Origin of the sequence: Jeotgalicoccus sp. FSL K6-3177 (assembly GCF_038050175.1) — a bacterium.
GTDB lineage: Bacteria > Bacillota > Bacilli > Staphylococcales > Salinicoccaceae > Jeotgalicoccus > Jeotgalicoccus nanhaiensis.
In genome coordinates this window covers 2,172,846-2,191,978 of record NZ_JBBOSK010000001.1, presented here as the reverse complement: position 1 = coordinate 2,191,978, position 19,133 = coordinate 2,172,846, and the positions used below count along the sequence as shown (strand labels likewise).

The window sequence follows — 19,133 nt, the reverse complement described above, 5'->3', positions numbered from 1 at the left end:
TCACATGAAATTATTTATTATATTAGGCGCAGTCAATGCATTTATCGCAGTCGCATGCGGTGCATTTGGTGCGCATTTATTGGAAGGAAAACTCAGTGAACACTACCTTGGTGTGTGGGAAACTGCAGTTAAATACCAGTTCTACCATGCACTTGGACTTATCGCGATTGGAATTTTAATTCAGGTTACAGGCGCGCAATTCCTAGTTGCAGCAGGATGGTTCATGACAGCGGGAATTGTCTTCTTTACCGGATCACTTATGGTGCTGGCATTATCAGGCATTTCAATCCTCGGTGCAGTCACACCGATTGGCGGAGTAATGTTCCTGATCAGCTGGGCACTTGTTATTATTGGAATCGCAAAATTATAGTATTTATTCGTGAAGCCGGGACAAATTGTCCCGGCTTTTTTGTGTTTTCGAGAATCTGTAGCGTCTGGAAGTTCGATGAAGTTGTTTCATAGGAATCCGCGGCGTTTATCGTCTCTAATATCCAATATTCTAAATTAATTTAAACAAAAATGTTTACAAATTACGCTAATGGTTGTATAGTTATATACATAGATATATAACTATATGACTTAATAAGAAAAATATAAAGATGGAACCTAGGAATAGAAGGGAGGCTGCGATGTGTCGAAGCTGCTGAATGAGAAGAAACCGATTTATGAGCAAATCAGGGACTGGCTGGCTGATCAGATTATTGACGAAACACTTGTTGAACACGACAAAGTGCCGTCGACAAATGAGATTGTCACGTATTTTAAAGTGAATCATATAACCGTATCAAAAGGTGTAACAGAACTTGTGGAAGAAGGCGTATTATACAAAAAAAGAGGTGTAGGAATGTTTGTCTCAGAAGATGCACGCGGCAAACTGCTGGAAAAGAGAAGAGAAGGATTTGTAGAAGAATATTTAAAGCCGATGCTTGAAGAAGCGGGGAAACTGGATTTAAGCAAAAGCGATATACAAAAAATGATCGATATGAACAGGAGTGAAAAATAATGACCTTAAAAATAGAGGGCGTAGATTTAGATATTAAAAAAGATACTATTCTGACCAACATTAATCTTGAACTCGCACCCGGGAAAATATACGGCCTGCTCGGGCGGAATGGTGCAGGAAAGACGACCCTGCTGTCGCTGATTGCATCGTACAGAAAAGTGACTGCGGGCAGTATTACCCTGGATGAAAAAACGGTGTACGAGCAGGACGAAGTGATGCAGCACATCAATTTCCTGTATAACCCGAAAGATACTTCGGCAGAAAACGATAAGGTGACGGAATATATTGAATCCGGCTCTATTTTCCGCGATGATTTCGACAAAGAATATGCCTATAGGCTGCTTGAAAAATTCGATATTGATACAGAAAAAGCATACAGCGCCTTATCGCAGGGACAGCAGGCCGCAGTGACAGCAACGCTTGGTCTGGCATCATTATCTAAAGTAACGATTTTTGATGAAGTCACCAACGGTATGGACGCGCCGACCCGGGAATTGTTTTACAGCGAAGTGCTTGAAGCAAAAGGACGCGAGGAACGAATTATTATTCTTTCAACGCACATTATTTCAGAAATGGAGCACTTATTCGATGAAATTATTATGATGCATGAAGGACAGATTATGCTGCAGGAGCCGACATATGAACTCCTTGAGAAAGGATATACTGTCGCAGGTAAAGCGGAAAGAGTCAGAGCGTTTACCAAAAACAAGCATGTAATCAATGTAAAGTTTTTAGGCGCGCTGCAGATTGATACGGTGCTGGGCAAAATAACGCCTGAAGAGATGGAAATCGCAGAGGATGACCATCTGGATATATCGCCATTGAAACTGCAGGAGATGTTTATCAGCCTGACAGATAAAAAGAAAGAGAAGGAGTGATACTATGACTGCTAAATTAAAAGAAACGACGAAAATTTTCACGAGCATTTTTCCGGTATGGTCGCTCTGGTATATCGGTATTCTGCTGATTATCTATATTATCTCGCATATCTTTTCAAGTGAGGGAATGTCAGCATTTTTCGGTTTCGGCATGACTGCCAACCGCACTTATCTGTTCGTCCTGGCAATTATTTCAGTGCTGATGTTTATGGAGTGGGCAGTGAACATGGGAATATCGAGAAAAACATTTTATAAGTCGATGATGATTACGGGATTGGTAACCGCAGTATTTATAACGGCGGTTGTCGGAATTGTCTCATTCGGACTGTCATTTACACCTTTCGCCGGTGATTATCTGTTCGCGGAAAATATTGAACATTTAACAGACTTTGAACATGTGATATTCCACTTCTTAAGCGGACTCTTATTCTGGGCTGCGGGTGTTCTGATTGCAGCTGCGTTTTACAGAGGATTCTGGCCGGGCATGCTCTCTGTTCTAGCCGGAATTGCGGCCATCATGCTGCTGATTTTCAATGAAGATTTGCTGAACTATTTCGGAACAATCGGCAATATGGCCGTGTACCTTGGCTTCGTAATACTGCTCGTGCTGACTGCTCTCTACAGCTGGCTGGCCTACAGAGTCGTTAAAAATATACCGGTAAAATTCGGCTGATAAAAAGCGGAAGTTCATTCTTGAGCTTCCGCTTTTTTCATAAGTGATTACTGAACAATATTCCAGAACTTTTCCGCCGCTTTTGAAACAGGGACATCTCTTAATTTCATGACGACGGGTTCCACGCTGGCTTCGAACTGGGTAAATTCATATATTCTCAAATGTTCGACAAACAGCGATTTATAATTCATCCGGGGAATAATAGAAATACCGAGTCCCCGGTTAACGAGCGCAACGAGTATTGGAATATCCTTGCATTCAATAACGATGTCAGGCTCAATATGATGTGCCTTAAATATTCTGAGAAGGCTGCTGTGAAATGAATAATCTTCCATTTCGCCGAGCATAATAAATGGCAGATGACCAATATCTTTCAGTGCAGGCTCAGCCGGCAGTGATGGTGCCCAGCTGTCCGGAACAATGAGAATACTCTGTTCAGGGTCCAGTGATTTTGTATCGAACTGCTCTGTATTGCCCGGTCTGATCAGCAGTGCAAGATCAATTTCCTGCTGTTTCAGCTTATTTAGTAAAGTTTCGGAATCACCGGAATGTATACTGATTTTAATCTTAGGAAACTGTGCTCTGAACTCTGCAATATAATCGATCAGCATATTGTAGCAGGCCGAAGATACACCGACATTGACAGACCCGGCGGAACCTTCTTCAACTTCGTTAATTCTTTTCTTAACCTCTGCCATCTGTCCGAGAATCTGTACTGCATACCGGTAAAGTAGCTCACCTGACTCAGTGACTTCCCATTTTTGACGATAGCGGCGGATTAACTCGGTATTAAAATCATCTTCCAGTTTTTTTAAAAGCTGGCTTAAAGGCGGCTGTGCAATATGCAGTCTTTCAGCAGCTTTTGAAATACTTCCCTGGTCTACAATTTCTTTATAATACCGCAGCTGGCGAACATCCATAGCAATCCTCCTTCTCATATGTAATTACATATGATTATATTAAATATATATATATTATTAATATAACAGTATAAGGCGTATAATTATATACTGAGACTTTTTAGAAAGGAATGATAACTATAGACCATATAAATACAACTGTTAAACGCTTATTTTTATATTTTATCGGTTTGTTTTTTCTTTCTCTGGGCGTAAGCTTTTCTATTCAGGCAAGTCTGGGTGTGTCACCCGTTTCCTCACTCGCTTATGCATTTACGCTTTCTTCAGGACTATCTATCGGTCTGATGACCATAGCCGCTAACGTATTATTTATTATTATTCAAATTATTTTAAGCAGAAGATTTAATTTCAGAGAATCAATCGTTCAGCTGCTGATTGCATTTCTGTTTGGTTTTATGATGGATTTTACATTATTTCTTGTACAAATACTGCCGGCACCTGAAACATGGATGATGAAAGCAGTATTTTTAGCAATCAGTTTATTTGTTGTATCTATCGGACTGCTCGGGTACTTCAGCGCGAAATTCCCGCTGATGCCGTATGATGAATTAACACACGTTATCAGTGAGAAATTTAAGATGCAATTCAGTAAAGCTAAAATTACCAGTGATTTATTAAACGTTGTCGCAGCAGGCTTAATATGTCTGATCTTTATTCAGTCACTCGGTTCAATCGGTATCGGCACCTTGATTGCTGCCTATTTTATCGGAAAAATTACCGGCTGGATGATGAAGAAATATCAGCATCATTTAATCCGCTGGTCAGGGCAGCGTAAAGAAATTGCAGAAGAAGTCATTGAAACTGCAGAACCGTGGAATGATGCGGAATTCGAAGAAGAACTATCGGATGCGCGTGAAGAACCTGCATCGCCATAATATATGTTAAAGAATCTCATGAATTGAGGTTCTTTTTTTTATATAGCTGTAACGGACAAAAGGATATCACTTTCATTTACCGGAAATTTTTAATAACATATGACGCAATGTTGAAACTAATCAAGCGAAAGGAAGTTAATCATGAACCGCATGCCGTTTTTCGATAATGCGAGAGTAATCTTAATTTTTCTCGTTGTGTTTGGCCATCTGATTCAGCCTTTTGCGGTTGACTCGCAGCTGGTCAATTCAATTTATGCATTTATCTATATCTTCCATATGCCGATGTTTATCATGCTGGCGGGTTTCTTTGCCAAAGGGATTGGCGAACCGAAATACATTTTAAATCTGGCAAAAAAGCTGCTGCTTCCATATTTGATGTTCCAGGGCTTGTATACGCTGCTGTATTTTCTGCTCGGACGCGAAGAGTGGTACAACGGCATACTGCACCCGCAGTGGGCGATGTGGTTTTTAGTCAGTCTGTTCAGCTGGCACATTCTGCTTGTTCTGTTTAAAAAAATTCCGGCGACCTTAAGTATTCTGCTTGCGGTGTTAATCGGTATTGCGATCGGCTATATTGACCTGTCGGGATTAGGACTCAGTCTGTCGCGCACCTTCGTCTTCTTTCCGTTCTTTTTAACGGGTTACTTTATGACGAAGGAACACGTGAAACTGATAAAAACCAGAAGCATAAGTATCGCAGGAATTATTTTTATGCTTGCGCTGTTTACTTTTATTTATCTCTTTATCAACGTGGATGTGACACTCGACACGGACTGGCTGTCCGGGGCGGTAGCTTATCGCCGTCTGGAAGCGGAAATCAGCGGAGGGCTGATGCGCCTCATTATTTATATTCTTGCTGCTCTTTTAATTGTGAGCATGATTGCCTTAATACCTTCCGGCGATTTCGGCTGGCTGACGAAAATCGGCGAGAAAACATTATATGTATATCTGCTGCACGGTTTTATCATTCAGCCGTTCAGGGAGTTTGACATTCTCTGGTATAATCATTGGTATGAGACTTTCTGGCTCGTGTTGCTGTCGGCTTTAATCGTTATAGTGCTGTCGAGCAGACCGGTGGTGACATTAACGCGGCCGCTGGTCGAATTGAAGTGGAAGGAATAAGTTTTAAAAGACGCAGAAATTCCGGTGGAATTCTGCGTCTTTTGTTATTTTATGTATGATAATTTTAATAGCGGGTAATATATAATTATAAGTAATTTTACATAATTAAATAACGGTAATGGGGGATTAACATGATTATAAATGTTAAGGAACTGCTGCCATTTCTAATTCCGTTAATGATACTCCAGCTGCTTTTAATGATTTCCGCTTTAACAATGATTATTCAGCAGCGGCGTTTTAAATATTTAAACAGAGCGGTCTGGATAATTATTGTCATCGTTTTTAATATTGTCGGTCCGGTCCTGTATTTTGTGATGGAACGTAAATAAGCCTATAACTCTGTTTCTTCAATTTCTTTTCTGAGCTCTGAGACTTCCTGACGCGTCATCGGAGCGAGATGCCCGTGAATATAAGTTTCATAAGGCACTTTGTCGACGGTTTTAATGTAAGAGTAAAACTTGTCTGCATCATATCGGCCGTCCAGTTTGTAAAAGTCGCCCGTGTCGGCATCACCGGCGAAGAGCACTTTATCTTCCGGAATAAAAACGACGGCCCCGTCATCGGAATGCGGGTTAGTGACCGGTGTTACTTCGACTGTGACCCTGCCCAAATTCAGTGTTAAATTGCCGCTGAATTCAATGTCCGCTGTCACGACTTTAATGTCATTAACATTATCGTATTCAATTTTCATATGGGTATCGCAGAATTCGCATTCTTCACCGGTCTCCAGACGTTTTGCCATTGCTTCAGGCGTCCACTCCCATTCAGTGATTGTGTTCAGGATTTCGTTAGTTTTGATATGAGTCATTGTCGTGCCGGGAAAAGCGTGCATTCCGAAAGTATGATCCCAGTGCCAGTGGGTAATCAGAGCGATTTCAGGTTTCGGCAGCCCCGCTTCATCTACCGCTTCAAGCATTGCGTTCAAATGTGCTCTGGAATTGCCTGCATCGACGAGGATACTGAACTTTTCGCCGTGTATGTAGCCGAGATTCGGACGGTCACGCTGACTGTCGAACGGCAGTATGTAAACGTGCGGTGATATTTGAGTGAGCATAATCATCATCCTTTATATAGACAGAAAACCACTTAACATGAGTTAGGTGGTTTTTATCTTGTATTATTTTCTTTTCTTCCCTTTTGAAGAAGATTTGTCATCTTTGTTAAGAAACTTCTGTACAACTTTATTTATAATAATTGGTGCGATAAAAATTGCCGCACGTTTAAGTAAACGTCCCATAAGTTTACCTCCTAAATGATAGATACTTATATATAACCATTATCTCATATCGTAAAACTAATCAGTTAGGAAAACGTATTGGACGCGGTTTATTGTGTGAAAACAGCTGTTTGAAAAAACTTCCAAAAGTAAGAAGCTTTGAGTGATTTTGCTCCCAGTTTTACAAAAATCGTATTTACATGAACGAAAAAAAGTGAAAACGCCATTTTCGCCTATATATAGGGTAGGGGGACTTTTATTTTATAAAGGAGGAAATGGAATGTTTTTAAATAATCGTAAAGCACCAAAGGAACTTTTGTATTGGAATGCGCTGGATTTAAGGAGTAATTTATCGTCAAATGAAAGATGCATTTTGAGAACGCTTCAAAAAGGCTACGAAGGTGAATGTCTATACGATAAAATATTCGATGAAATTGGACATGAGAATACTTATATTTTACGGGATATTTATCTGTCTGCGGGAAAAGCTGCTGCACAGTATGACAGTATTATTATTTCCGGGAATCGCGTGGTGGTGAACGAGGTTAAAAATATTTCGGGTGATTACCGGTTTGAGAATAATAACTGGTATAAAAATGGACGCGAACTCTCTGACAATGCGTTTGCCCAATTGAGCAGGGCGAAGGGAAGGCTGAAGAAGCTGAGAAATGAGTGCCGCTTAAATTTTGAAGTGGAAGGGAATCTAATATTTCCTAATGACGATTTCAGGCTCACAACCGAAAATCAGTATGTCTTGAAGGAGACGGTTTTGCGCAATCATATGAGAAAATACTTCAGACAGTTTAAAGACGAAAGACTGAGTGCTAATGCGATGAACATCGCTGAAATCATTCAGGAAAATGCCGTAGAAAATCCATATTTTAATGAATCGGCAGATATCTTTCAAATACGCCGGGGATTGTATTGCGGACAGTGTAAAACATTTGATTTGTATAAAGGGAGATTTCAAATGAGCTGTAATCGCTGCGGCTCTGTCGAGAGTAACGAAACTCACTTGCTGAAAGCAATGGGAGATTTCGAGATTTTGTTTAGCGGAGTGCCGATGACAAGATCGGCTTTGTTGTACTTTATTGATTTTCAGATCAGCAGGACAGCTGTTTATAAGGTTTTGAAAAAACATTGCGACATTACAGGTCAGGGGAGGAATACTGCATATAAATTAAAGTATGCGGAGGTTGCTGAAGTCATCGCCAAAATTAGAGAAACACAACGGTACAAAGACAGGATTACTCAAATTTAAACAACAATGACATAAAACTTAGCTCTGTTTTGCAGCAGATGTTTGTTTTGCGGTCACATGAGCCGAATTCATCGGCCCGCAGATATTTTTGCGGTCACATGAGGCGAATTCATCGGCCTGCAGATATTTTTGCAGTCACATGAGCCGAATTCATCGGCCCGCAGATATTTTTACGGTCACATGAGGCGGCTTCATCGGCCCGCAGATATTTTTACGGTCACATGAGGCGGCTTCATACGACTGCAAATCCCAATAAACTGGACCCCATAAACTGGACACGCGAAGTTCTTGTTTAAAAATATATAGACATCTGTCCCTTTGTCCGTTTTACTTGTAGACATCAGTGCCTTCAGTGTTCTGATATCTGGACAGACAGGCTCAGATGATTAATTTAAAAGACAGGAGCTCATCATGATGCAAGAATTGAATCCATCAGAACTTTCGACATTACGCCAGTCCCCTTACGTGGAACATGTCACGCCAAAGAAAATTATTTATGGTGCAGTGTTTGAACGGGAATACCACCGTTTGATTGAAACAGGATACTCAATAGAGGAGAGCTTTGAATTTCTGGGATTAGACCCAAAGATTCTTGGCAAAGACAGAATGAAGGCGTATCACAGACGGTACAACCACCGTCTGGCCAATGATTTAATGCATATTCCTCAAGCAGCCGGTCAACCTTTGACTGTCTCACAGGAATTGGAAGCCAAGACCCACCGGATTAAGTTATTGGAACAGGAGCTCGAATTTCTAAAAAAAAAGATGCAGCTGACACACCAATACAAACAGCTGAAGGACTCAAACAATACTACTTCAGATTAATATATGAGACTGTCAATGCACCGGGGTCAGCGATCGAAGTCAAGGTATTGACCCAGCTCTGCGGCGTGTCCAGAAGTGGCTACTACAATTGGGTGAAACATACCCGGGTCAACCATGATATCCGAGAAGAAAAGGACCGAAAAGACTTCAATCTCATTTTGGATGTGTACAAATACAAAGGCTATGATAAAGGGTATCGTGTCATTCATATGATGCTTTTAAATCGAGGTGTATTAATGAATCCGAAGAAAATCCTTCGGCTCATGCAGAAATATAATCTTCAAGCTAAGATTCGACGGCCCAAACCGCAGAGCATTCATTTGAAAGCGACCCATAACGCCAAAGTCATGCCGAATCATGTCAGACGGGAATTTAGAGCTTATGGACCGAGAAAGATATTACTGACAGATATTTCCTATTTGCCTTACGCTCAAAAACAGACAGCCTATTTAAGCACCATAAAGGATGCATATACTAATGAAATCTTGGCATATACTGTGTCTGAATCTTTGGCCCTGGATTTTGTCGTAGACTGTGTGAATCAACTCGAGTCTGATCACGGAATTAAACACTCCACAGAAACGGTGATTCATTCCGATCAAGGCTCTCATTACACTAGTATTAAATTTCGAGAATTGGCGAATACGGATCGATATATTCAATCCATGTCCAGACGCGGGAACTGTTGGGATAACGCACCGCAAGAATCATTTTTTGGTCATATGAAAGATCATTTAAATTTATCCGAACTGAATACATTTGAACAAGTTAAAACGGCCATTGCTGGAATCATCCACTATTACAACAATGACCGTCCTCAATGGAAATTAGCTAAGCTAACTCCAGTTCAATTTTATCAATATTTTACTACAGGTGTCTATCCACATGAACATCTTGTGACGCCACCGACATTGCCCGAGATTAGAAAGCTTGAGCTTAAAATATAAGTATATTTTAAGCTCAAAGAACCCAAAAGGGACTTCCCGTGTCCTTGACAAGGGGTTCACTTTACAAAACACCGCATACCCGCCGCCAAACAACTAAATAACCAAACTACCAAAAAAAAGCGGCCCCGCCATCGGGAGCCGCTTCAAAATAATATAATTTATCCGAAATAGTCAGCAACTGCGTCGTTCGGGATGTGTCCGCCGACGTAGAAGTCGCCGAAGACGCCGTAGCGCGCGCTTGTTTCATCGAATCTCATTTCGTAGATAATCTTTTTGAATTCGAGCATATCATCTGATAAGAGTGTTACTGCCCATTCATATTTATCGAGACCTTGTGAGCCTGTGATGTACTGCTTGATTTTGCCTGCGTATTTGCGGCCGATCATGCCATGGTCGCGCATCAGCTGTTTGCGTTCTTCCATCGGCAGCATGTACCAGTTGTCTTGAAGGTCGCGCTTTTTATCCATTGGATAGAAACAGATGTATTTAGATTTTTCCAGTGAAGGGTATAATCTCTGTTGAATGTGCGGGATTTCCATCATTTCCTCAGGCGTCTTATTACCGCCGAGGTAGCTGCTCATTTCAATAATAGATACGTATGAGTAGGTTGGAATTAAGTAGTCCGCAACTCTGAGTTTATTAATTTCAAGTTCAAGCTTGATCAGCTCGTCCGCAGTCGGGCGCAGCAGCCAGAATATAATATCTGCCTTATGACCCATGATGTTGTAAAATGCATAGTCACCTTCGTGTTTTTCATGCACTTCTTCCTGTCTGTTTAAAAATGTCTGAAGTTCTTCTGTCAGCGCATTTCTTTCATCTTTGTCCAGTACACGCAAACCTGCCCAGTCCACGCTGTAAAGCAGGTGTAAGCTGTACCAGCCATCTATAGTACTTACCGGTTCACTCATCTTACTCTCTCCTTAATTAAGTCATTACTTCTATTCTAGACCAATAGAAAACGTTTTAACAAGAGATTCTGTTTAAAAGATGTGACAAAACACGTATAATATATTTAAAGTAAAGTAGCCAAGGAGGATATAATGAGTAAATTCATTACGGATCTTAAAAATAACTTAAATGGTGAAAATATCAAAATTGTATTTCCGGAAGGAACAGATAAAAGAATTCTGACTGCTGCGGCAGAGCATTTAAAAAACAGCTACGTGCATCCGATTGTGATCGGGGATGCTGATGAACTTAAGAAAATTGCGGACGAAGAAAATCTTAATATAGAAGGATTGGAAATATTAAATCCGAAAACATCGGATTTAAGCGATAAACTCGCAGAAGAGTTTTCTGAAGTCAGACAGGGCAAGGTAACGCTTGAACAGGCTGAAGATATTATTGAAAATGTAAACTATTTCGGAACCATGCTGGTACATACGGGCTATGCCGACGGTCTCGTGTCAGGAGCGATGCATTCGACACCGGACACGGTGCGGCCGGCGCTGCAGATTATTAAAACAAAAGAAGGTGTATCGAAAACGAGCGGTATTTTCTTTATGCGCCGCGGCGATGAACTGTATGTAATGGGAGATTGTGCAATAAATCCGACCCTGACTGCCGAAGAGCTTGCGGAAGTTGCAGTTGAAACGGCAAAAACGACGATGAGTTTCGGAATTACACCGCGCGTTGCGCTCTTAAGCTTTTCTTCAAAAGGATCTGCGAAAACAGAAGAAGCGGAAAAAGTTCGTCTCGCGACTGAATACGCACAGGATAAACTTCCGAATACACTGATTGACGGCGAGCTGCAGTTTGACGCAGCTTTTGTTCCGAGTGTGGCAGAGAAAAAATCTCCGAAGTCACCGCTTGAAGGAAAAGCGAATGTATTTATCTTCCCGTCGCTTGAAGCAGGTAATATCGGCTATAAAATTGCTCAGCGTTTAGGCGGTTTTGAAGCTTACGGACCGATTCTGCAAGGTTTGAACAAACCGGTTAACGACCTGTCGCGCGGTACGACGACTGAAGAAGTATACAATCTGGCTTTATTTACAGCAACACAGGTAATGGCGAATCGTCATGACAGCTGAATTGTTTAACGGGACGGTGGAAGTCATCGGCAGGCTGCGGACCCGGCATCCGTTTGAATCATTTGCTTTTGATGACTTTCTGCAGCATCAGATCAGTGAAGACAATGTGCCTAAAATACGCTTTTGGGTACATTCGCCTTATATTATATTAGGCCTGCAGGATGCGAGGTTGCCGAAACTGCCGTACGGCCTGAATTATATCTCTGATGCGGGTTTTGACTATATCGTGCGCAACAGCGGCGGTTTAGGTGTCGTTCTCGATGAGGGCATATTGAATATTTCTTTGGTGTTACCGAAAGCAGATTTTCCATACATAGAAAAAGGCTATGATATAATGACAGAGTTGGTAACAAAAATGTTTCCGGAAGGAAAGATTGAAGCGTACGAAATTTCCGCAAGTTACTGTCCCGGTTCTTATGATTTAAGCATCGGCGGCAAAAAGTTTGCAGGGATTTCACAGCGCCGCATCAAAGACGGTGTCGCAGTGCAGATATACTTATGTGTCACAGGCAGCGGCTCGGAACGGGCCTTAATGATGAAAGAATTTTACCGCCATGCGCATGCAGTTGACAGCACGAAGTTTACATATCCGGTTATTAACCCGGATCATATGGCTTCTTTAAATGAACTGCTGAATGCCGATTTTTCAATTGAAGAAGTTGAAAAACGGGCGTTGAATGCGCTCCGTGACTCAGGGGCCGTCTTGAAGGATTATCCGGTGCTGAATGAGGAGCAGAATGCACAGTACGAACGATTCATCGGAAACATGAAAGAGCGTAATAAAAAATACGTAACTTTTGACTGACCAGTATATTTTTAATACTGGTTTTTTAATTTTTATGAAAGAAGGAATAACATGTCGACAAGTTCTTATGCGCCTAAAATATGGACGAAAGAATTTACAGCAATTTTTGCCTTCCATTTTATTTTAATGGGTGCAATGTATTCAACTCTGGTCACAGTCGGAAACTATGCGATTGAAAAATACGATGTCAATCCGAGTATCGCGGGCTTTGTAGCCAGTATTTTTATCGTCGGCGTACTGGTGGGCCGAGGAGTCACAGGCTATCAGATTAATCATCTCGGCGCCCGTAAAATTATGCTCGGCGGAACAGTACTTTACTTTTTAACTTATATTTTATACTTCTTCGACTTCGGTTTAACATTTTTAATTGTGACACGGCTGTTAAACGGTATCGCAACAGGGATGATCAGTACAGCGCTGAATACGCTGGCAACGATATCCGTGCCTGAAGAACGCCGGGGTGAAGGAATCAGCTATTTCAGTTTAAGCATGGTGGTTGCGAGTGCGGTCGGTCCATTTATGGCGTTCCTGCTGCTCGAGCAGATTTCATTTGAAACGATGTTAATTTATGTCGGTATTTTAATGCTGCTTGTCGTGCTGATGATTCCGCTGATTAAAATAAATAACGTCACAAAAGAAACGGCGGTCAAGCCTGAAAAATTTGTGCTTATAGAAAAAAATTCCCTCCGGATGCTGATGCCGATTTTCTTAATGGGGCTGGCGTATTCAAGTGTGCTGTCATTTTTGAACACTTATGCTATTGAAATCGATGTAGTTACCGCAGCAAGCTTCTTCTTTATCGTCTATGCGGCGGCAGTGCTGTCGACGCGTCCGTTTACAGGACGCATCATCGACCAGAAAGGGCCGAACGTCGTTATTTACCCGACGTTTATCCTGATGGCAATCGGATTCTTCCTGCTCGGGAGCACTTCAGCGGGAACTGTCGTTTTAATTGCCGGCTTTATTATCGGGCTCGGTTTCGGGAATTTCCAGTCGGCTGCGCAAATTATTTGTGTTAACGTGGCGCCGAAGGAGAATGTCGGTCTGGCAACATCGACTTTCTTTATTATTCTGGAAATCGGGCTCGGTTTCGGCCCGGTGTTTTTAGGACTGATCGTGCCCTTTGTCGGCTACAGCGGCATGTACCTGTGGCTGATTGTGCCGATTATTTTAGCAGGTGTTTTTTATATGATGATGGTCGGAAAACGCGGCGCACAATCAAATACTGAGAGTTAAACTAAACGGTCGGCTTCCCCGGCCGTTTTATGATATTATTGGGGTGTTAAGGGAGGCGTAAAAGCGTGACGATGAGTGACTACAGCAAGAAACAATTACAGGAAGAAAAAGTCTTTAAAGATCCGGTCCACCGGTATGTTCATGTCCGCGACCAGGTCATCTGGGACCTGGTGAAAACGAAAGAGTTTCAGCGGCTCCGCAGAATAAAGCAGCTCGGAACTTTATATCTGGCATTTCACAGTGCGGAGCATTCGCGATTTAATCACTCGCTCGGCGTGTATGAAATTGTCAGGCGGATGATTGAGAATTTTGAAGAATATCCCGAATGGGACTCAAACGACCGGCTTTTGGCTTTGTCTGCAGCTTTGCTGCACGATCTTGGTCACGGACCGTTTTCCCATACCTTTGAAGATATATTTCATACGGATCATGAAGAATATACGAAGAAAATTATCTTGGAAGATACTGAAGTCAACGAAGTATTATCGAGAGTGTCTCCTGAGTTTCCGCGCGAAGTTGCGGAAGTTATTAACAAAACGCATCCGAATAAACTTGTCATCAGTATGATTTCAAGTCAGATCGATGCGGACCGTATGGATTATCTGCAGCGGGATTCTTTTTATACCGGAGTCAGCTACGGCAACTTCGATATGGAACGCATATTGCGTGTGATGCGGCCGTCAAAAGATGAAGTGCTGATTAAAGAAAGCGGCATGCACGCGGTGGAAGATTATTTAATGAGCCGTTATCAGATGTACTGGCAGGTTTACTTCCACCCTGTATCGCGGGGCGGAGAAGTGATGCTGAACCTTGTCATGCAGAGAGCGAAGGCATTGTATAAATCGGGCTATAATTTTAAACAGCAGCCGACATACTTCATTCCTTTTTTCAACGAGGACGTCACAGTGCACGATTATCTGAGACTCGATGAAATGGTCGTGAATTTTTATCTGCAGGAATGGGTACGTGAAGAGGATGAGATACTGAGCGACCTTGCCGGACGGTTTGTGAACAGAGACCTGTTTAAATATTTGCCGTTTGACGGTTCTATTATTACAATTACAGAACTTAATGAACTGTACAAAAAAGCAGGCATAGATCCGGATTATTATGTCTTCAGCGACAGTTATTCCGATCTGCCTTACGATTACGACAGACCCGGGCAGAATAGAAACAGAAGACCGATTCACCTGCTGCGGCCGAACGGTGAAATTAGAGAAATCAGTTCGCAGTCGGCAATTATTAATTCTATTACAGGTATCCACCGTCTCGGTTCAAGATTATATTATCCGAAGGAAAAGATCTTAGCGATTAAAGATTTAGAAGTTAAAGCAGAAATTATAAATTTATTGAATGAGCTCGATTAGGAGGTATAAATTTGGCTGAAGAACAACCAAAAAAGAAGCCGGGTTTCCAGTTTAATATTATTAAAAATGACCCGCTTGACGGCCATAGAGGACAGAACTTCGGGGCGATCAGTCTCGAGAATATTGCGCCTGTCTATATTAATATCGAAACGCAGGAAGCAGTGCTCGATATCGGAGGGCTGCACGGCAAAGCAGAAGTCGAAAAACGTGTGAAATGGATTAAAGATAAGGAAGAAGCGGAAGGTCCAGATGCGAAGGAATATTTCCTCGTCTGGGTAGCTGTGGAACGTGCGGAAGAAGGACCGATTTATAACGGTCTGGGTGCCTGCTACCTGATGGTAAACAAGGAAAAACGCCGCGGTTATAAAATGATGCATGAACATGTCAACAGTTTAGACGATGCAATGAAGGGCCGCATTAAGCTGGACCTGCTCGATGAACGTTCTAAAGAAACGCTTAAAGAGTTTCTGATTAATCATAACGAAGAAATGTGGAATATTTCACAAAAAATGCAGGAAGCATTCAATAATTAGCAATATAAAAAGACCATTGTTAAAATGAATTTTAAACATAATATTTTAGGAGGATTTAAACATGGCAAAATTAGTATTTCAATCTCCAAGTCGTTATGTACAGGGTACGGGTGTAATTAGTGAATTAGGTCATGAAACAGCAAAAATTGGTAAAAAAATCTTACTGATTGCAGATGAAGTGGTCTGGGATATTGCTGGGAAATCAGTAGAAGTAAGTTTCGAGAATGTAGATGTTAAATATAATCATATACAGTTTTCAGGTGAGGCGTCGGACAATGAAATCGAGCGTATCACTGGCGAAGGGAAGAATTTCGGCAGCGATGTAGTTATTGGTCTCGGAGGCGGTAAAACACTCGACACAGCCAAGGCAGTTGCAGATAAGCTGGATGTTCCAACTATAATAGTGCCGACTACTGCATCTACGGATGCTCCAACGAGTGCATTATCCGTAATCTATTCAGATGAAGGTGTCTTTGAAGGATATAAATTTTATGATAAAAATCCTGATCTCGTGCTGGTGGATAGTAAAATTGTTATCGGCACACCGCCAAAATTCTTTGCCTCAGGCATTGCAGATGCAATGGCAACCTTAGTCGAAGCAAGTGCAACAGTCAGACGCAATGGGGATACGATGGCTGGCGGGAAACCGACTTTAGCATCACAGGCAATCGCTGAAAAAGCTGAAGAAACATTATTCCTGTACGGTATCGAAGCTTATGAAGCCGCTAAAGACGGCCTTGTTACTCCGGCAGTTGAAAAAGTAATCGAAGCAAATACACTGCTGTCAGGTTTAGGTTTTGAAAATGGCGGGCTTGCAGGAGCGCATGCTATACACAATGGTTTCACTGCATTACACGGTGATATTCACAACTTAACTCATGGTGAGAAAGTAGCATACGGTACGCTTGTACAGTTAGTACTGGAAGGTCGTCCAGGAAATGAAATAGCTGAGTATGTAGATTTTTACGAAGCGCTGGAAATGCCAACGACATTAGCTGCAATGCATTTAACTGACGTTTCCTTTGAAGATTTAGTTGAAGTCGGCAAGCTGGCGACAGGAGACGGTGAAACATTGAAAAACTTAGATCCGGAAATTACACCGGAACAAGTTGCCGAGGCAATATTAGCTGTAGATAAGTATAATTAACAGCTTTAAAATATATGTCTTTTTTGTGTCTTTTAGATTAGACATTGCACATTAGGTCATCTATGGATAAAATAAAGAGTAGTTATAGACATATAACTAGGACATAAAGGCGGGGCAGTTGCCCTGCCTTTTTTATTTTTCTTAAGACCAATAAGGCGCCTGTTATGATATAATTTACGATACTGAAGGTGATAAAAATGACCGAAACTATAACGCATGACTGCAATTTAACCCAGCTGGTATTCATGCACGGAGAAGAAACTAAATACGAACAGAAACTCAAGGTCACAGAAATTAAAAAAGGGGATACTTATCTGCGCTACACAGAAGCGCTCGATGAGCATGAACTGAAAGTGACAGTGAGACTGGGAGATAATTTCGTTAAGCTCCAGCGGCGGGGTCTGATCAATATGAACTTTTATTTCGAAGAAGGTGTGAAGACGGATACGTTTTATGACTCTCCGGCAGGCAGGCATCATTTTGAAATAGTGACACATGAACTTAAAACCGGCGACGGAACACTGACGGTCAAATATGATTTATTTGAAAGCGGCGTATTGCTAGGCAAATATAAATACACGTTGGAGAGGATTTAATTATGAACTTAAAACAGCAGTTAAAAGAAGCGATTGAAGCCGCGATTAAAAAAGCGGAATTAGTAGATGAAGTTCCTGAAATCAAAGTTGAAGTTCCAAAAGATAAGAAAAACGGGGACTTTTCAACGAATGCAGCGATGATGCTGACAAAGCTTGCGCGTAAAAATCCGCGCGACATCGCAGAAGCGATTATTGAAAACATCGACAAGGAAGCGGCAAGCATTAAAGAAGTCAGCATCGCAGGACCGGGTTTTATCAACTTTAAAATGGAGACAGCGGAGCTTGCTAATGTTATTTATACTGTCCTCGATAAGAAAGGAAATTACGGCCGCACAGAGCGTGAAACAGCTGAAAAGGTTTTGATTGAGTTCGTGAGCGCGAACCCTACGGGGGATCTGCATATCGGACATGCGAGAAACGCATCGGTCGGTGCAACGCTTTCGAATATTATGGATTTTGCGGGTTACGATGTAACGCGTGAATACTATATTAACGATGCCGGAAACCAGATTAACAACCTGGCAAAATCGATTGAAGCGCGTTATTTTGAAGCGCTCGGCGATGGGCTGAATATGCCTGAAGACGGCTACAACGGTAAAGATATTAAAGTGATCGGCGAGAAACTGGCGTCGGAGCACCCTGAATATAAAGATCTTGAAGAAGCAGAACGTATTTCCAAATTCCGTGATTTAGGTGTTGAATATGAGATGCGTAAACTGAAAGCAGATCTTGAAGAATTCCGCATTAAATTTGACAGTTGGTTCAGTGAAACAGCGCTTTACGAAAGCGGCGAAATCGATGAAGCGATGACGAAGATGAAAGACAACGGCTACGTTTTCGAAGCAGATGATGCAACATGGCTGCGTACGACAGACTTTAAAGACGATAAAGACCGCGTACTTGTAAAAAGCGACGGCACCCTGACTTACTTAATGCCGGACATCGCATACCACTATGACAAAGTTGAACGGGGCTATGACAAGCTGATCAACTTATTCGGTGCAGACCACCACGGTTACATCAACCGTCTGAAAGCTTCCTTAGGCGCGCTCGGCGAAAATCCTGACAAGCTTGAAATTCAGATTATGCAGCTGGTCCGTTTAATTGAAAACGGCGAAGAAGTGAAGATGAGTAAACGTACAGGCAAAGCAGTTACACTGCGCGATTTGATCGACATGATTGGCGTGGACGCAGCACGTTACTTCATGATTATGCGTTCAACGGACACTCACTTCGACTTTGACTTAGACCTTGCCCGCAGTGAATCAAGCGATAACCCTGTGTATTACGCTCAGTATGCTCATGCAAGAATCTGCAGCATTTTACGCCAGGCGAAAGAGCAGGGCTTTGAAATCGACACGGAAAATCCGGTTGATATTATTGAGCAGGAGCAGGCGCTTGAGCTGCTTAAAAAAGTACTGGAGTTCCCGAATATCGTGAAAGGTGCGGCAGAATCACGCGCAACTCAGCGTATTCCGAACTACATTCACGATCTCGCTGCAAGCTTCCACAAATTCTATAACGCAGAAAAAGTACTCGGTGAAAATGCCGATAAAACACGCGCTTATATATTGATGATTGAAGCAGTACGTCAGACATTGGAAAACGCACTCGGTCTGATTGACGTATCAGCACCTGAAAAGATGTAAAATTAATAAGCTGAAGCCTGAACTGTAAAGTTCGGGCTTTTTGTTTAGGC

The 19,133-nt window shown here is 41.9% G+C and carries 21 protein-coding genes; 18 read left to right on the top strand and 3 right to left on the bottom strand.

The genetic code is table 11. The features are described from left to right. Nucleotides 1-4 precede the first annotated feature (4 nt). The 4 genes from MHH58_RS11190 to MHH58_RS11175 all read left to right on the top strand — a co-directional run bounded on the left by MHH58_RS11190 (nucleotide 5) and on the right by MHH58_RS11175 (nucleotide 2,554). The gene (locus MHH58_RS11190) at nucleotides 5-370 is read left to right on the top strand and encodes a DUF423 domain-containing protein (protein WP_135098758.1); all 366 of its coding nucleotides are present in this window, start codon (nucleotides 5-7) and stop codon (nucleotides 368-370) included. A 261-nt stretch (nucleotides 371-631) separates the two neighbouring features. Then, a complete protein-coding gene (locus MHH58_RS11185) occupies nucleotides 632-1,003 on the top strand; it encodes a GntR family transcriptional regulator (RefSeq protein WP_341345929.1) in 372 nt (123 codons plus the stop codon). Next, nucleotides 1,003-1,881 (top strand): ATP-binding cassette domain-containing protein, encoded by an 879-nt coding sequence (locus MHH58_RS11180; RefSeq protein WP_135098762.1) that lies wholly within the window; start codon nucleotides 1,003-1,005, stop codon nucleotides 1,879-1,881. The genes MHH58_RS11185 and MHH58_RS11180 overlap by 1 nt, the downstream gene beginning before the upstream one ends. 4 nt (nucleotides 1,882-1,885) lie before the next feature. Continuing rightward, the gene (locus tag MHH58_RS11175) at nucleotides 1,886-2,554 is read left to right on the top strand and encodes a hypothetical protein (RefSeq protein WP_135098764.1); all 669 of its coding nucleotides are present in this window, start codon (nucleotides 1,886-1,888) and stop codon (nucleotides 2,552-2,554) included. Between the two features lie 47 nt (nucleotides 2,555-2,601). Here MHH58_RS11175 and MHH58_RS11170 read toward each other — a convergent pair whose 3' ends face one another. Next, nucleotides 2,602-3,474, bottom strand: a complete 873-nt coding sequence (locus MHH58_RS11170; protein WP_135098766.1) for a LysR family transcriptional regulator — start codon at nucleotides 3,472-3,474, stop codon at nucleotides 2,602-2,604. 119 nt (nucleotides 3,475-3,593) lie between these two features. Here MHH58_RS11170 and MHH58_RS11165 point away from each other — a divergent pair, with 119 nt between their 5' ends. The 3 genes from MHH58_RS11165 (at nucleotide 3,594) to MHH58_RS11155 (ending at nucleotide 5,800) form a co-directional block, all read left to right on the top strand. Further along, the gene (locus MHH58_RS11165; protein WP_369891472.1) at nucleotides 3,594-4,349 is read left to right on the top strand and encodes a YczE/YyaS/YitT family protein; all 756 of its coding nucleotides are present in this window, start codon (nucleotides 3,594-3,596) and stop codon (nucleotides 4,347-4,349) included. Nucleotides 4,350-4,490: 141 nt separating this feature from the next. Beyond that, nucleotides 4,491-5,471: an acyltransferase family protein gene (locus MHH58_RS11160; protein ID WP_341345928.1), complete on the top strand. Its 981-nt coding sequence runs from the start codon at nucleotides 4,491-4,493 to the stop codon at nucleotides 5,469-5,471. Nucleotides 5,472-5,602: 131 nt separating this feature from the next. Continuing rightward, nucleotides 5,603-5,800 (top strand): PLDc N-terminal domain-containing protein, encoded by a 198-nt coding sequence (locus MHH58_RS11155; protein WP_209307411.1) that lies wholly within the window; start codon nucleotides 5,603-5,605, stop codon nucleotides 5,798-5,800. A 2-nt stretch (nucleotides 5,801-5,802) separates the two neighbouring features. Here MHH58_RS11155 and MHH58_RS11150 read toward each other — a convergent pair whose 3' ends face one another. After that, on the bottom strand, nucleotides 5,803-6,525 hold the full coding sequence (locus MHH58_RS11150) for an MBL fold metallo-hydrolase (RefSeq protein WP_341345927.1): 723 nt from the start codon (nucleotides 6,523-6,525) through the stop codon (nucleotides 5,803-5,805). Between the two features lie 442 nt (nucleotides 6,526-6,967). Between MHH58_RS11150 and MHH58_RS11145 the strand changes: the two genes are divergently transcribed. The 3 genes from MHH58_RS11145 to MHH58_RS11135 all read left to right on the top strand — a co-directional run bounded on the left by MHH58_RS11145 (nucleotide 6,968) and on the right by MHH58_RS11135 (nucleotide 9,720). Further along, nucleotides 6,968-7,948: a nuclease-related domain-containing protein gene (locus tag MHH58_RS11145; RefSeq protein ID WP_341345926.1), complete on the top strand. Its 981-nt coding sequence runs from the start codon at nucleotides 6,968-6,970 to the stop codon at nucleotides 7,946-7,948. 411 nt (nucleotides 7,949-8,359) lie between these two features. Further along, nucleotides 8,360-8,773, top strand: coding sequence for an HTH domain-containing protein (locus MHH58_RS11140; RefSeq protein WP_341345270.1), 414 nt, complete (start codon nucleotides 8,360-8,362; stop codon nucleotides 8,771-8,773). Next, nucleotides 8,680-9,720, top strand: a complete 1,041-nt coding sequence (locus tag MHH58_RS11135; RefSeq protein ID WP_341346092.1) for an IS3 family transposase — start codon at nucleotides 8,680-8,682, stop codon at nucleotides 9,718-9,720. The genes MHH58_RS11140 and MHH58_RS11135 overlap by 94 nt, the downstream gene beginning before the upstream one ends. 158 nt (nucleotides 9,721-9,878) lie before the next feature. On the opposite strand, the gene hemQ is transcribed toward MHH58_RS11135, so the two are convergent. Next, the gene (hemQ, locus tag MHH58_RS11130) at nucleotides 9,879-10,628 is read right to left on the bottom strand and encodes a hydrogen peroxide-dependent heme synthase (RefSeq protein WP_135098774.1); all 750 of its coding nucleotides are present in this window, start codon (nucleotides 10,626-10,628) and stop codon (nucleotides 9,879-9,881) included. 132 nt (nucleotides 10,629-10,760) lie between these two features. On the opposite strand from hemQ, the gene pta reads away from it, so the two are divergent. The 8 genes from pta (at nucleotide 10,761) to argS (ending at nucleotide 19,083) form a co-directional block, all read left to right on the top strand. Continuing rightward, nucleotides 10,761-11,750 (top strand): phosphate acetyltransferase, encoded by a 990-nt coding sequence (gene pta / locus MHH58_RS11125; protein ID WP_135098776.1) that lies wholly within the window; start codon nucleotides 10,761-10,763, stop codon nucleotides 11,748-11,750. Next, the gene (locus MHH58_RS11120) at nucleotides 11,740-12,555 is read left to right on the top strand and encodes a lipoate--protein ligase family protein (RefSeq protein WP_341345925.1); all 816 of its coding nucleotides are present in this window, start codon (nucleotides 11,740-11,742) and stop codon (nucleotides 12,553-12,555) included. Before pta ends, MHH58_RS11120 begins: the two co-directional genes overlap by 11 nt. Before the next feature lie 51 nt (nucleotides 12,556-12,606). Next, nucleotides 12,607-13,791, top strand: a complete 1,185-nt coding sequence (locus MHH58_RS11115; protein WP_135098780.1) for an MFS transporter — start codon at nucleotides 12,607-12,609, stop codon at nucleotides 13,789-13,791. A gap of 71 nt (nucleotides 13,792-13,862) precedes the next feature. Then, the gene (locus MHH58_RS11110) at nucleotides 13,863-15,158 is read left to right on the top strand and encodes an HD domain-containing protein (RefSeq protein WP_445922977.1); all 1,296 of its coding nucleotides are present in this window, start codon (nucleotides 13,863-13,865) and stop codon (nucleotides 15,156-15,158) included. A gap of 11 nt (nucleotides 15,159-15,169) precedes the next feature. Then, a complete protein-coding gene (locus MHH58_RS11105) occupies nucleotides 15,170-15,691 on the top strand; it encodes a YwhD family protein (RefSeq protein ID WP_341345923.1) in 522 nt (173 codons plus the stop codon). Between the two features lie 61 nt (nucleotides 15,692-15,752). Next, the gene (locus tag MHH58_RS11100) at nucleotides 15,753-16,838 is read left to right on the top strand and encodes a glycerol dehydrogenase (protein WP_341345922.1); all 1,086 of its coding nucleotides are present in this window, start codon (nucleotides 15,753-15,755) and stop codon (nucleotides 16,836-16,838) included. A gap of 197 nt (nucleotides 16,839-17,035) precedes the next feature. Next, nucleotides 17,036-17,434, top strand: a complete 399-nt coding sequence (locus MHH58_RS11095; protein WP_135098788.1) for a DUF1934 domain-containing protein — start codon at nucleotides 17,036-17,038, stop codon at nucleotides 17,432-17,434. 2 nt (nucleotides 17,435-17,436) lie between these two features. Next, nucleotides 17,437-19,083 (top strand): arginine--tRNA ligase, encoded by a 1,647-nt coding sequence (argS, locus tag MHH58_RS11090; RefSeq protein ID WP_341345921.1) that lies wholly within the window; start codon nucleotides 17,437-17,439, stop codon nucleotides 19,081-19,083. The last annotated feature ends 50 nt before the right edge of the window (nucleotides 19,084-19,133 follow it).